The organism is Shewanella sp. KJ2020 (genome assembly GCF_024197625.1).
GTDB lineage: Bacteria > Pseudomonadota > Gammaproteobacteria > Enterobacterales > Shewanellaceae > Shewanella.
On record NZ_JAKUKD010000002.1, the window covers coordinates 1 to 14,180 of the forward strand.

Consider the following 14,180-nt stretch of genomic DNA (forward strand, 5'->3'; position numbering starts at 1 on the left):
TAGCAATATACAACGATATGAGACCGCATCTGAGTTTGAATATGGCAACCCCTAATCAGGTGCACAATAGAAAAGGCCAGCTACTGGAGCTGGCCTAAAAACTGTCAACCTATCTTAGGACGGGACAAACCTATCTTAGGACGGAACACACTTGCGTTATCCTAATTGTTAATCGCTTGTTTTAGCGCCGTTGCCGCCTTAAAACTTGGCTGATTAAACCCTGCGATCTCCATTGTTTCACCTGTCTGCGGATTACGGCCAGATTTAGGCAAATGATAACGTAACTCAAAGGTGCCAAATTGGGGCAAAAAGACCTTTTCTCCTTCACTCAAGGCTATATGGATCTGTTGCAGGATTTGCTCGACTACCGGCTTAGTGCTGGCTTGGGACTGTTCAAGCGATGTGGCAATACGTTGAATAAGTTGTGCTTTGTTCATTGAAACCTCTGAATTCAGCGAAAGAGCAGGAAGGGGGGAGTTATAACAAGCTTAAGATCAGATTGAAAGCCAAGGTTTGCCAAAGGGACTTAACTGCTGTTTTATTGATTATTGGTGGCTGTCTATTGTGCAACGAGCTTATTTATTGGCTTTTATTAGAATAGGGCTTGTTGGGTGGCGTTGAGCCATGGATACGCAAATTCGCGACTAACCATGATCCGTGGGGAAGCGCCCTCGCGGGCGCAATGGGTTATTGTTATGAGAACAAGGTTTCTTCTAATGTGCGCCCCTTCATCAGCATCTTGTATTGCCAATGGTGATGGTTAAAGAGGGAAAGTAGTTTCATTTCAAACTGATAGTTATCGATCGCAGATTGTTCCGCCGTCTTATCTTCATTCGGTGCGAGTTGGATAACAAAGCTATTGCTTTGCTTGGCACTCACATTGATGACGCCGCTAAGCTTAGCCACTTCCTGCAATAATTTTTCACTGTCGCAGTTCTGCATGGTCAAGGTGAGATAGTCACTGTCGGTGTTGGCGCGCATGGAGACGGATTGGCTTAGTTCACCCTTATCTAAGTACAGCACTTGATCGCAGAGTTTTTCCAGCTCGTCTAAATTATGGGAGCTGATCATGAATGTCGTTGTGGGTGAAAGGGCTTTCACCAATTCACGTACTTTTTTGGCATTGGCGGGGTCGAGTCCTGCGGTAGGTTCATCCAGCAGAACGAGTGTCGGTGAGCCTATCAAGGCTTGGGCTATGGCGACACGTTTTCCCATGCCGTGGCTTAAACTCGGTGGCTTTTGCTGAGCGACATCGACCAAATCCACTAAGCTCAGAACCCGTAAAGCTTCTTCTGCGGCTAATTTGGCATTCATGCCCTGCAGACGGGCAAACAGAGCCAGTTGACTGGCAATGGTTAAGTTAGGATCTAGGGTTGCATCCTGTGGTAGCGCCGCGACTTTGCCTAAGAGTTTAGGGCTGTTTGGGACTTCTCCTAGCAAATGGATAGTGCCTTCACTCGGCGATAAATAGCCACATAACAGGCTAAATAGGGTGGTTTTACCCGCACCATTGGGGCCGACAAGGGCAATGGGCGCCCCCGGGTTTAAGCTAAAGCTGACATTCTTTAATGCCTTTTTGCTGCCGTAGGACTTAGATAAACCTTGGCACTGGATAAGACTCATACTGAGCTCCTTTGCATGTAAACTCGGCCAAGTAATAGGGCTGCCGCAGTTTGTAATAATGGGATGTAGGCAAAGGCTAAACTATTGAGACCATTAGTATTGATCATGTTGGAAAGCTGAGCGCCAGGCAGCAACCATTGAAGTTCAGCTAACAGGCTCGATTGATGACTCAGGAGTAATATCGCGAGTGACACTAATGTCCACAGGATAGTTGCCAATACCATCGCCTGACGCGCGGTGCGGGCATATAAAGATAATAGGGTCATCACTGCAGTAAAGGGCAAAATCACGATGATCAAATTCAAACCTACTAAGGCACCAGAGCTTATTGCCTGTAAAAACAACTGACTGTCTCTGCTAAGGGCGAGGGCGATAGTGGCTATTATCGTCAGTAAAATCAGCAGGCCTTGGATCAATATTTGCCCGAGGAAGCGGCCAAATAATAAGCTATCACGGCTGGTGCGAATGGTGTAGAAACGCAGCGTGCCACGGGTTTTGTCCGATGAAAACTGATCGGCGGCAATCAAGATGCTAAACATCGGGAATAGATATAGCGCAAAACACCAAAATACCGCCATCTCTGCCACTGGCCATTCAAATAAGACATTAAGGGTATTTTCGCCAAAGAGGCCATCGATTAAGTCTTTGATATTCGGTTGCATCAACATCGCCGATGCCCCTTTAATGGGGTAGAGCAACAAAATTCCCCACACCAGAGCAAAGGCTATTAGTGCAATAATGCCACGGGTATTAAAGAAAAATTTTCGCAGTTCAAAGACAGCGATAATAAACATGTTATTGAATGTACTGGGCGGATTATGTGTCATTCGCTGTCTCTATTTTTGAAAGTTCGAACTGTATACAAGCAGCATAAAAGCCCTACTTGCATAAAAGCATTAGCTAAGTGATGCGAGCAGCTCATCAAGCTTCTCGGTCAGGGCCGCAACTTGCTGTTCTAATTGTGTCACTCTGGCGACCAGTTCTGCATCTGTCGTTTGTTCAAGGGCCGCACTGGCCACTGGCGCATTTGAGCTCTGAGTCTGGGCGGATGCCTCTGAAAATAGCTCAATATAGCGACACTCCCTACGACCAGGCTCCCTTGGCAGCTGTTTTAAAATCGGTTTTTCACGGCTCATAAGTTGCTTGATGCAATCTTCAACGTCTGTGACATCCTTAAATTCATGGAGTCTATTACTGCGGGTGCGCAGTTCTCCGGGAGTTTGCGGGCCGCGAAGCAGGAGTAAACAGACGATAGCGACGGCGGCAGGGGATAATTGCAACTCACTGAATTCGGTGTTGCAGAATCTATGTTTATACTTGACCACACGGCTACCAAAGCCAGATTGCTCGCTGATCAAACGTTTTTTATTCAGGGAATCAAGGGCATCTTGGACTTGGGTTTCGCTTAAGTCCAACACGGGCTCGCGGCTGGTTTTTTGATTACAGGCTAAGGTCAAAGCGTTTAGCGAGAGTGGGTATTGCTCGGGAGTGGTGATTTCTTTTTCCAGCAGGCATCCGATGACTCTGGCTTCGTGTAACGTGAGTTCCATATAAGCTCCAAAGAAAAAAGCATGGCTTTGTTTATAACAGAGCCATGCTTAATATCCTAGACGTTGTCAGTTAAACTCAGCCTTAGTGGCGGTAAACTGTACAATTTTAACGCTAAGTACTGAATAGAGTTGATTATTCTGCGGTTGTAGTTAAACGCAATCCATCATTATCTATACTCAGTTGGCCATTTTTAAAGAGGCCACCTATGGCTTTTTTAAAGGCTTTTTTACTCATTCCTAGCTGATCGTAGATGATTTCAGCGTCGGTTTTATCGGTTAAGGCCAAGAAGCCGCCAGAGAGTTTGAGTTTACTTAAGATAATGTGGGCGTGTTTATCTAACTCTTGCTTACTGCCCTGTTGCAGTACTAGATCGATTTTACCATCACGGCGTACTTGTTTAATAAAGCCTTTGACGCGCTGGCCAAATCGCAACTTTTGGAAGACTTCATTCTGGTAAATCACCCCCCAATGGGCATGATTGATAATGGCTTTGTAACCTAAATCTGTGGTGCCGCCGATATACAAATCCACTTGTTCGCCCACCTGATAGTCAGGTTCAGTTTTGTCGAGGAATTTATCGATTTTAGATGAAGCGACAATTCGCTCATCGGCACGGTTGGCATGCACATAGACTAAATAGGAGCGACCCTCTTCGATTGGCTTATGCTGCTCACCGAAGGGGAGTAACAGATCTTTATCTAAGCCCCAGTCTAAAAAGGCGCCATAGGGCCCAGTAGATACCGCTTTTAAATAGGCAAACTCACCCACCTGTGCCAATGGACGGCGAGTGGTGGCGATCACTATATCTTCAGAATCTAGGTACAGAAACACCTCAAGCCAATCACCGACTTGGCAGTCCTTTGGGGTGGCTTTATTTGGCAGCAATACTTGCCCTAGTTCGTGCGCGTTGAGATATACGCCAAAACTGACTTGTTTTACAACTTCAAGTTTGCAGGTTTTACCTATCTGTACCATGGATTTCTCTGTGCATATGGATGTGATTCAGCGGCGATTATAACCGCTTTAGCATTGAAACAGCAGCTTTATTGCCACTGAGATTGATCATAGTGGGCCTGCAAGGGAGTTAAAATATGACTGTGCTGCTGACTCATATCCAAGCCACGCCGAGAGAAAGAAATCCAACAGCAGCAGATGTGAGGTTATTCTTATAGTTGGCATTGTCAATTTTTGTGCTAAAGCTATTAAAAAATATTGAACAGAGCTAATTTGCGATATCTAGCTAAGCCTCTTATTTTTATGAGTAAAAATGGTGGTAATGGTCGATGTTTGTTACGCGGGTGTTTATTATATTTTAACGTAAAATATTAAATGAGATTCTTGCTTGCATTCTGTGACATTGCGCGGTTTAATTGCGCCGTTTAACGAGTTAGCTCGTTGCAAATAGATCAATATTACGTGAGTAGTAAAGGTTTTATGGTTCACTGGTCATTAACCGTGTAACAAACAATCTATAGCTGTTACATGGGGTTAAGAGGGTTTTTTTAGCTAATGCACAAGCATCCATTTTTTGCACTTTGCCTTAAAGCATCACAATGTCAGCATGCTATTGTCGTACCCTACGATGATACTGGCCTTAAGCATCTCACGTTAATTCGCATCAACTCTGGCCGTGAAGAAGCCAACAGTCCCCAGTTTCTTTAATCTTGTCTTTTATTAGGTGGATAAGCTCAAGCTGTGCCACCTAATGTGTGATGTTGTTCCCTAGTGTTATTTGTTTTTGGTGTTGTTTGCACTCTTTATAGAGGGATTGCGGCCGTTTGGGCTTAAACCGCTAAAGTGTGACTCTCACTGTAACTTCGGCTTTTTGAGTGTTTTTTAGCCATAGCTAGGGGTATGGTAAACACTCCGCTGATCGGTAGAACTCGGTTGGCAAAAAAGGAATACATAGATTTGTATTTCCTATAATTGAATACCCAATAATGCGGCATTGGACTACTCCCTGCGGTATTAATGAAAATAGCATCAAGGTCGCCTAAACTTGCGTGATTTTGCTGCACCAATAAAAGGTGATATTCACCTTTAATGTATGTCAGGTAAGGTATCCCTTTGCCTGGGTTTGTCGAACGGGCGGTCTTGTAACAAGCAAATGGCCGTCCAACCCATTTTTTAATAGACGGGCTAAATAAAAATGAATGATTGGTCTATTGATGATGCTCGTGCTGGGTACAATGTTACTCACTGGAGCCAAGGTTTTTATGGGATCAGCGACCAAGGTGAGGTGACAGTGTCACCGGATCCTAAAAATCCTGATTACAAGATTGGTTTAAATGAGCTAGCCAAAGATATGGTTAAGGCGGGGGTCGCTTTACCTGTGTTGGTGCGTTTTCCGCAGATCCTGCATCACAGAGTCAACAGCCTGTGCCAAGCATTTGACCAAGCGATACAAAAGTATGAGTATCAGGCGGACTATTTGCTGGTTTACCCCATTAAAGTAAACCAACAGCAAACCGTGGTGGAAGAGATCCTGGCGAGTCAGGCATCAAAAGAAGTACCACAACTGGGTTTAGAAGCGGGCAGTAAGCCTGAGCTGATGGCTGTGTTAGCCATGGCGCAAAAAGCCAGTTCAGTCATTGTATGTAATGGTTATAAAGATAATGAATATATCCGTTTAGCACTGATTGGTGAAAAGTTAGGCCACAAGGTTTATATCGTATTAGAGAAACTGTCTGAGCTTAAGATGGTGTTGGCAGAGTCTAAGCGTTTGGGTGTTAAGCCTCGTTTGGGCTTACGTGCTCGCCTTGCCTTCCAAGGTAAAGGTAAGTGGCAGGCCAGCGGCGGTGAGAAATCTAAGTTTGGTTTATCTGCTGCCCAGATTTTGACTGTGGTCGATCAGTTAAAGCAACACGATATGCTGGATTCGCTGCAGTTACTGCATTTCCATTTAGGTTCGCAAATTGCCAATATCCGCGATATTCGTCAAGGTGTGAGCGAAGCGGGGCGCTTCTACTGTGAATTGCGTGAGCTGGGTGCAAGCGTGAACTGCTTCGACGTGGGCGGTGGTTTAGCGGTGGATTACGACGGTACTCGTAGCCAAAGTAATAATTCGATGAACTATGGCCTGACCGAGTATGCCAACAATATCGTTAACGTATTGACCGATATCTGTAATGAATACGAGCAGCCAATGCCACGTATTATTTCAGAATCTGGCCGTTACTTGACTGCGCACCATGCCGTGCTTATCACAGACGTGATTGGTACCGAGGCTTATCTGCCTGAGGATATTCAACCGCCAGCGGAGGACTCGCCACAATTATTACACAACATGTGGCATTCATGGTCTGAGATCAGTGGCCGTGCCGATCAGCGTGCCTTGATCGAGATTTACCATGATAGTCAAAGTGACTTACAGGAAGCGCAATCCCTGTTTGCCTTAGGTCAGTTAACTCTGGCGGAGCGTGCATGGGCCGAGCAGGCCAACCTGCGTGTTTGCCATGAAGTGCAAGGCCTGTTGAGCACTAAAAACCGTTACCACAGACCGATTATCGATGAACTCAATGAAAAGTTAGCCGATAAATTCTTCGTTAACTTTTCGCTATTCCAGTCGTTACCGGATGCCTGGGGTATTGATCAAGTGTTCCCAGTACTCCCATTGTCGGGCTTAGATAAAGCCCCAGAGCGCCGTGCTGTAATGCTAGATATTACCTGTGACTCCGACGGTATTGTGGATCAATACGTGGATGGTCAAGGCATTGAAACCACGCTACCAGTACCGGCCTGGAGCGCTGAAAGCCCGTATTTGATTGGTTTCTTCCTGGTGGGAGCCTACCAAGAAATCCTCGGCGATATGCATAACCTGTTTGGTGATACAAACTCAGCAGTGGTTCGTATCGAAGATAACGGTGTGACTAACATTGAGTCGGTATTGGCGGGTGATACTGTCGCTGACGTATTGCGCTATGTTAACTTGGATGCGGTCGATTTTATGCGTACCTATGAAGAGTTAGTGAACCAGCACATAGCGGAAGATGAGCGTGCGCAAATTTTAGAAGAGTTGCAAGTAGGCCTGAAAGGCTATACTTATTTAGAAGATTTTTCATAAAATTTAGTGTGTTAAAAGGAATCAGCCTAGGGTAACTTAGGCTGATTTTTGTTTTTATAGCCCTATGCTTTTTACTTTGCTTGCCCAGTGAGTCGTGTAAAATTGCGCTGGGATGAGTTACTAACGGCAGAGGAGTCAAAGAGTTGATGTTTTTTGAAGGCTCAGAAAAAAAGCTTGAGATTACAGTGAGCCCAGCGGTGACGAATTTACGTCAATTAGATCTGTCATTTTGGGTTGCGCTAGTGCGACATGCAAATGCCGATATCCTCTCCAGTCTTAAAAATGACCACTGTGATGCCTATTTACTCAGCGAATCGAGCCTGTTCGTCTGGGAGCATAGGATCTTAATATTAACCTGTGGTAACAGTACCTTAGTCAACGCCGCCTGTTATTTTATTGAGCACTTTGGCGCGGCTAATATCGCCTTCTTAAGTTATCAGCGTAAAAATGAATACCATGCCCACCTGCAAAATAGCACCTTTGCCGAGGATATTATCCAATTACGGCGGTTGATTGCAGGTAAAGCCTTTCGTATGGGGCACTTAGATTCGCATCACCATTATTTTTTCTGTACAGAGGGGCATTATAAAGCCCAAGCAGAAGAACGCACGATAGAACTGCTGATGTACCATATCCGCGGTGAACTGGCAGAATACCTCAATGGTGAAACACAGACCCTAGGGGATATTTGCCGCAAGCTTAAGTTGGATACCTTGTTCCCACAGTTCATATTTGATGCGCATCTATTTGAACCCTACGGCTTTTCAATGAATGGGCTCTGGGGTGAATATTATATTACCCTGCATATTACCCCACAGGCGGGGCAGGCCTATGCCTGCTCCTACGTGAGTCTTGAAACCAATCTTGATTTGTCGCTATATCCTCACGCTGTGCTAGGGCACCTGTTACATCTGTTTTCACCCGTGAGTTGGGACTTGATTGGCTTTAATCATCCCCTCGAGGCCCAAGGAGCCCCTGAGCATTTATGCTTAGGACGTTGTTCATTAACGATGGAGCAGGGCTACCATATTGGCTTTAATCACTATCAGCAGCGGCAGGCTGAAGTCTTGAGCCCTGAACTAATGTAAATATGAGGCTTATGTAAATGTGGGCGTTTGCCCCAGCTTTTGTGGAAATGTTATTTTATCCGCAGGGCTAACGTCGCAGAGCTAACGTTTTTATTATCATGTTAGACTCTCGCCAATATGCAATTGTGTTGTGTGCCTATAAGGAAATCCTATGACAGATCTCAGTGATATCCGCCGCGAATACGCAAAAGGTGGCTTACGTCGCGCCGATTTACCGCAAAACCCAATGGACTTGTTTGAACTGTGGATGACGCAGGCGAGGGATGCTGAGCTTAGCGATCCGACGGCTATGTGTGTCGCCACTGTGGATGAACATGGCCAGCCGTTTCAACGTATCGTATTACTGAAACGGTTCGATGATACTGGGTTCGTTTTTTTCACTAATTTAGGCAGCCGCAAGGCGCAGCAGATTGCCGCCAATAATAAAGTCAGTTTGCATTTTCCTTGGCATCCTTTAGAGCGACAAGTCTCAGTGCTCGGTGAGGCGCAGCCGCTCTCAACCGCAGAAGTCGTAAAATATTTTATGACGCGCCCGAAGGAGAGCCAAATTGCCGCTTGGGTATCACAGCAGTCGAGTAAACTCAGTGCCAGACAAGTGCTCGAGGGCAAGTTTATGGAGATGAAGGCAAAATTTGCCAAGGGAGATGTGCCCCTACCGAGTTTTTGGGGTGGATACCTGATTAAGCCTTCCAGCATCGAGTTTTGGCAAGGTGGCGAGCACAGATTACACGACCGCTTTATTTATACCCGCCGCGATGACACATGGGATATTGACCGCCTAGCGCCATAATGCCACCAACTTGCTGATGTTTATGATATTGGAGTGACTGATTTGAGTCAGTATAAAATTTGGGTCGATGCCGATGCTTGCCCCAATCCCATTAAAGAAATCCTCTTTAGGGCAGCGGAGCGCAAAGGGATGGCGCTGGTGCTCGTCGCTAATCAGCTGATCCGTATACCGCCATCGCCTTATATTAGCCAAATCCGCGTCGGCTCGGGTTTTGATGTGGCGGATCAATATATTGTCGATCATGTCGAACCAACGCATTTAGTGATCACTGCGGATATTCCCCTCGCGGCGTTAGTGATTGAAAAAGGTGCATTGGCGCTCAATCCCCGCGGTGAGTTGTACACCGTGGACAATATTAAGCAAAAACTGACCATGCGGGATTTTATGGAGGATTTGCGCGGTTCTGGTGTCCATACTGGTGGACCAGAGGCATTTTCCCAGGCGGATAAACAAGCTTTCGCCAATAGTTTAGATAAGTGGTTGGTGCGGGTTTAAGTGATAGTTTACTGGTCGCTAATGGATAAAAAGAGTATCTTTAGTGACGCATAGCTCATCGATACCTACACTTATCTAACATTTATATCCTAGGGTGGTTTGGGGAGTAAGTGGCAGATAACTGAGCAAAATCTGAACCCGATACCTAGGTTTAATATGGCCACGGTATCTTTTTAACCCCACTGTTGAGGACTGATACAATGAACAAATGGATTGGAATTGTTGCCTTATCTGCGATGGCCAGTTTTAGTTGTGCCGCCAAATGGCAAGTGATGGAGCAGGATTCGAGAGTCAGTTTTATTTCGGTGAAAAAAGGCGATATCGGTGAAGTGCATTATTTTAAGCAGCTTAAAGGGACGTTAGCAGATAGCGGTCAATTTGACTTAACTATCCCCTTAGCGGGGGTGGCAACAGGTATTGAAGTACGTGATGAGCGCTTACAGAATCTGTTGTTTGAAGTCTCGCTTTATCCTGAGTTGAAGCTTACATCACAGGTCGATAGCAAGATGCTTAAGGATTTAGCCGTAGGTGAAAGCAAAGTTGCCGATTATGATGGTAAAATTTCACTGCATGGCAAAGAGCAAACAAAAACTTTTTCGGTAATTATAACCAAAGTATCTGATAATAAACTGATGGTTAGCAGTTTTCAGCCGATAATAGTCAATGCTAATGAATTCGATTTAGTGGCTGGTGTCGATAAATTACGTGATATTGCGGGTTTATCGAGTATTAGCCAGGCTGTTCCTGTGTCATTTGTACTAACCTTAACTCAGTAACTTCAATAAGATTGGCATAGATCAACACGTCAGCTAACTTATTTAGGGTATGGTGAGTCGGTAGCTGACGTGGTGCATTGGAGCCTTGGTTGAGTGTAAGGTGTCTCAAGGTTTTCATTTTTGTTGTAATAGGGCCGTAAGTGGCACTAAGTTTATGGGTGTTAAGGGTAAAAAATGGTCACAGATAAAGACGGTTACATGCATTTGATCCAGTATTTGACTGAGCACCTTGGCTTATTTGAAACGCCAGATACCCAAAGTGTTTCCGATGATACTGTGATGGAGTTATTTGAAGAGCAATTGTCTGCCCAAATTATTATGGTCTGTGGCCAGAATCCTTCCTTATCCTTTGCCGAACGTAATATGATCATCCGAGAAGTGGATGCCATAGTCTACGACTTAGAGGAAATTTTAGCCTCGGTGGCAAATCATAAAGCCACTCCCGCGCAGATGCTCTTTGTGGCGGAGTTTTCCGGTTTGATTAAAAATCTGTTCGACCAAGAAATTGCTAAATTGCAGGCCCATGCTTAATTGATATCTGCTTCCCATGTTATCTGTTGATAGGGGATCTTATATGTTGACCATATCACCCGGTTATGCCGATGATATTTTGACTATTGTAGTTTCTGGCAGAGTGAGCCATCAAGATATCGCTTCCCAACTTATCCCCGCCATTGAGGCCAAGTTACAGGATCACGCCTGTATCCGTTTATGGTATGAGTTTAGCCCTGAATTTGTGGGTATTTCGGTGGGCGCCTTGTGGGATGACGCTTGGTTGAGTTTATTTCACTTAAGTGATTTTGCGCGTGTGGTGATGATTGCCGACACCGAAAGCATGGGGCCTATGGTCAATGCGTTAGCCTTAATCTTGCCTTGCCCGGTCAAAGTGTTTTCTGTCAGTGAGCGTCAGCAAGCTCAGATTTGGTTAGACCAAGTCGAAGTGGTTGAAGTGTAGTTGCCCCTTTTGTTGTATGAGTTGTGTCCTTTTGCGACATGAATAGTTGTGGCATAAATAGCTTTGGCCCTAAGGAGCGAGTATTCGTGTTTATAATGGCCAACTGCAAACCACCCGCGTGCCTTTATTGAGTTCACTTTCAAGGTAGAACACACCGTTAAGATCGTTTTTCACCCACAAACTTAAGCAGGTGAGCGTCCCAAGACAGAGATCCTGCGACATTTCCTGTCTCAACTGGTTCAGCTGTAATTCGGTCATCCCCACGCCATTGTCTTCGAGTTGTAAATGGAGTGTATTGGCTTGCCTTGTGATATTTATGTGCAGTACCCGGGACTGATTGTGCTCTTTGAATGCATGGTTCAAGGTGTTGCTAATGAGTCGATAGAAGAATTGCAGGTATTGCCATGAACTCCCATCGATGATCAAATTTTCATCGCATGTTAGGCTGACGTTGACATTCACCCGGGTAAGTTGTCCCTGCAATAGCCCGAGTAAATGGCGAATAAATTGAGCAAGATGCAATGGCCTAATATCGGATTGATGGGCGGTAAATAACTGTGAAATGTGCCTTAATCTATCGGCTTGGTGTGCCATTAACTCGATAATATGGGTTTGATATTCAGAGCTTGCCTCGGCTTGGGTTTGACAAATTTGCCCTAGCAGATGGTCTTGCTCCTGCATTAGCTGTGTCATGATATCGGCAAGAAAGTTCTGCATTAATTTTTGGCTTTGTAACCGACTTAAGTTGAGTTGCTGCTGCGCTATTTCATCATGAGTGAGCGCAAGTTGCTGGCGTAACTCAGCGTTTTCATCATTGGCTAACTGGGTTTTGTCTTGTTGTTTTTGTATGCTGATAACCTGAGTTTGCAGTAGCTTTTCTAGCTCCCGTTCTTGGCGTTTACGCAGTTCTATATCAAAGCCGATGGCGCCAACGGCGATTGAATTGTCTTCATCATCTTTAATATCGAATTTTGCCATCTGATACACTAATTCTCCGCGGTGGGAGGGGATCACTTCTTCAAAATTGATGGCGTCACGGCTATGGGTGACCCGTTGATCATTTTGCTGGTAAATCTGGGCAAGTTGGCTATGGAACAGGTCGAAGTCAGATGCACCAATAATGCGTCTACGTTCAATGCCAAGCACTTCACAGTATTTATCGTTAACTAGGATGTATTTCCCATTTAAATCTTTGATGTAAATCAGATTGGGTGAGAACTTTAACAAGGCTCGTAACTGTTCTTTATGGCAGTTTAGTTCCTGTTGAAAGAGCTGTTGACTCTGTAGTTGTTGCTCTAGGGCAAGGTTACTGGCATCTAAGCTGGCCATCGCCACTTCGAGTTGTTGGGTGCGTGATAAAAAGGTTTTTGCCAATAAGCCAATTTCATCCTGGCGTTGATTCGCTTTGATTTCAATGGAGGCCGGATCGTTGCGTTTAAGCGCTCGCACCATCTCCATAATGGGTGAAATCAGCAATCTATGTTGCAATAAGAACAGTAAAATGAGCCCAAGCAATTGAATCAAAACCAGATATATGCCTATTTTCTCCACCAAATGCATCGCTGTATCTTGTAATGGTGCAATGGGCGTGACGACTAATATCTTCCAATAGGTATTAGGCATAAGGAAAATGGACACGAGCGAGGGCGTGTTCAAGATAGGGTCCGTCGCTAAGGACATTGAGGCCAATAATTTAGGTACGGTAAATTGGTTTAGCGCGCTGTTATTGACTATGGCGGCAAGCATTTCACGCTCGTTGCCTTTACTTAAGCGGGTGAGGTTGTCCATTTGCTCTTGGGTAAACACGCGCTGGGCAATGGCTTGCTCGACAAAGGTACGATCCGCACTGTTTAGCGCCGAGGCAACAGGCGCGAAGGCTATTGTTGATTTGGCGAGTGCATCGAAGGTGAGTAAGGTGTGAGTCGTATTGGCTTCTGGTTGGTTATGATCTTTGGTGTGTGGATAGGCGAGTACTTGATTTTGATGGTCCAGTGCAATGACATAACCTCCGACATCTGCCATGGCATTTCGCAGCAGGATATCGAGCTTACCTAAGTTGATATCTACCGTTGCAGCACCAATAAACTGATGTTCCATCCACATAGCCCCAGATGCCGTGATCATAGGTTCATGGGTAGTAGGATCGACGTAGGATTTAGACCAAAAGGTTTTTCCTGCCGGGAAAAACCGTGTCGGACGATACCATTCCTCGGTGTGATAACTTGGAAAAGCTTCATCGTTGTAGGTGTCTATTGCAATCAATTCATTGTGAATATTGTGTGACCAGAAGAGACTGTCGCGAAATTTCTGCTGATTGAAGCTGCCTGGTTCTGGCCAAATGCCACCACCAGAAATAATCTCTTTTTGATTTTCAATAGAAAATAAGGCTGGTATGGCTGTGCTCAATTGCTGTTTATCATAACGGTAAAGCATGGCGATATTGCTGATCGCGCTGACAAGATTTTCGACCTGGGATGTCATTTCCTGCAATTTTGCGATAACAATTTGGCCGTGGTTTTGATTCAGTACCGCTTGCTGCTCCGAGAGCTGTTGATTTTGAATGCTAAGCATCACCCAAGCAGTGCTAAAAATCAGAATACTGGCGATAACGAGTTGAATAAGACTGAATTTAAAGGGCAAACTGTTTTGCCATGGCGTCAAGGTGGATTGTGATTCAGTGCTTGAGCTTTTGTCCGTCATCGCAGCGTTCCGTAATACGCTTTCCATTGAGCCAGTGTAGCGCTTTTTAACTCTTTTGCTATTAGCTTATATCAAAGATGAGGGGATTTTTATGGCGGAACTCACTGATTAAAACCGTAAACTTCACCAGTGGTAGTGG

The 14,180-nt window shown here is 45.1% G+C and carries 14 protein-coding genes; 8 read left to right on the forward strand and 6 right to left on the reverse strand.

The window, feature by feature from the left end; all coding sequences use genetic code 11:
* Positions 1–161 precede the first annotated feature (161 nt).
* The 5 genes from MJO46_RS00290 to MJO46_RS00310 form a co-directional block, all read right to left on the reverse strand.
* Positions 162–437, reverse strand: a complete 276-nt coding sequence (locus MJO46_RS00290; protein ID WP_253987605.1) for an HU family DNA-binding protein — start codon at positions 435–437, stop codon at positions 162–164.
* 256 nt (positions 438–693) lie between these two features.
* Positions 694–1,623 carry an ABC transporter ATP-binding protein gene (locus MJO46_RS00295; RefSeq protein ID WP_253987606.1) on the reverse strand — a complete coding sequence of 310 codons (930 nt, stop codon included), beginning with the start codon at positions 1,621–1,623 and terminating at the stop codon, positions 694–696.
* The gene (locus tag MJO46_RS00300) at positions 1,620–2,450 is read right to left on the reverse strand and encodes an ABC transporter permease subunit (RefSeq protein WP_253987607.1); all 831 of its coding nucleotides are present in this window, start codon (positions 2,448–2,450) and stop codon (positions 1,620–1,622) included. Before MJO46_RS00300 ends, MJO46_RS00295 begins: the two co-directional genes overlap by 4 nt.
* 69 nt (positions 2,451–2,519) lie before the next feature.
* Positions 2,520–3,173, reverse strand: coding sequence for a YceH family protein (locus tag MJO46_RS00305; protein WP_253987608.1), 654 nt, complete (start codon positions 3,171–3,173; stop codon positions 2,520–2,522).
* A 133-nt stretch (positions 3,174–3,306) separates the two neighbouring features.
* Positions 3,307–4,149, reverse strand: a complete 843-nt coding sequence (locus MJO46_RS00310) for a S1 RNA-binding domain-containing protein (RefSeq protein WP_253987609.1) — start codon at positions 4,147–4,149, stop codon at positions 3,307–3,309.
* A 534-nt stretch (positions 4,150–4,683) separates the two neighbouring features.
* Here MJO46_RS00310 and MJO46_RS00315 point away from each other — a divergent pair.
* The 8 genes from MJO46_RS00315 to MJO46_RS00350 all read left to right on the forward strand — a co-directional run bounded on the left by MJO46_RS00315 (position 4,684) and on the right by MJO46_RS00350 (position 11,341).
* The gene (locus tag MJO46_RS00315; protein ID WP_253987610.1) at positions 4,684–4,836 is read left to right on the forward strand and encodes a hypothetical protein; all 153 of its coding nucleotides are present in this window, start codon (positions 4,684–4,686) and stop codon (positions 4,834–4,836) included.
* A gap of 487 nt (positions 4,837–5,323) precedes the next feature.
* Positions 5,324–7,237: a biosynthetic arginine decarboxylase gene (gene speA, locus MJO46_RS00320; protein WP_253987611.1), complete on the forward strand. Its 1,914-nt coding sequence runs from the start codon at positions 5,324–5,326 to the stop codon at positions 7,235–7,237.
* Positions 7,238–7,383: 146 nt separating this feature from the next.
* Positions 7,384–8,325, forward strand: a complete 942-nt coding sequence (locus tag MJO46_RS00325; protein WP_253987612.1) for an S-adenosylmethionine decarboxylase proenzyme — start codon at positions 7,384–7,386, stop codon at positions 8,323–8,325.
* Positions 8,326–8,476: 151 nt separating this feature from the next.
* Entirely contained in the window at positions 8,477–9,115 is a 639-nt protein-coding gene (gene pdxH, locus MJO46_RS00330; protein ID WP_253987613.1) for a pyridoxamine 5'-phosphate oxidase, read from the forward strand.
* Between the two features lie 42 nt (positions 9,116–9,157).
* On the forward strand, positions 9,158–9,610 hold the full coding sequence (locus MJO46_RS00335) for a YaiI/YqxD family protein (RefSeq protein ID WP_253987614.1): 453 nt from the start codon (positions 9,158–9,160) through the stop codon (positions 9,608–9,610).
* Positions 9,611–9,810: 200 nt separating this feature from the next.
* Positions 9,811–10,386 carry a YceI family protein gene (locus MJO46_RS00340; protein WP_253987615.1) on the forward strand — a complete coding sequence of 192 codons (576 nt, stop codon included), beginning with the start codon at positions 9,811–9,813 and terminating at the stop codon, positions 10,384–10,386.
* A gap of 174 nt (positions 10,387–10,560) precedes the next feature.
* Positions 10,561–10,917, forward strand: coding sequence for a DUF3802 family protein (locus MJO46_RS00345; protein WP_198780289.1), 357 nt, complete (start codon positions 10,561–10,563; stop codon positions 10,915–10,917).
* Between the two features lie 43 nt (positions 10,918–10,960).
* Complete coding sequence (locus tag MJO46_RS00350) at positions 10,961–11,341, forward strand: STAS/SEC14 domain-containing protein (RefSeq protein WP_253987616.1); 381 nt, start codon at positions 10,961–10,963, stop codon at positions 11,339–11,341.
* Positions 11,342–11,431: 90 nt separating this feature from the next.
* On the opposite strand, the gene MJO46_RS00355 is transcribed toward MJO46_RS00350, so the two are convergent.
* On the reverse strand, positions 11,432–14,041 hold the full coding sequence (locus MJO46_RS00355; protein ID WP_253987617.1) for a PAS domain-containing protein: 2,610 nt from the start codon (positions 14,039–14,041) through the stop codon (positions 11,432–11,434).
* Positions 14,042–14,180: the final 139 nt, after the last annotated feature.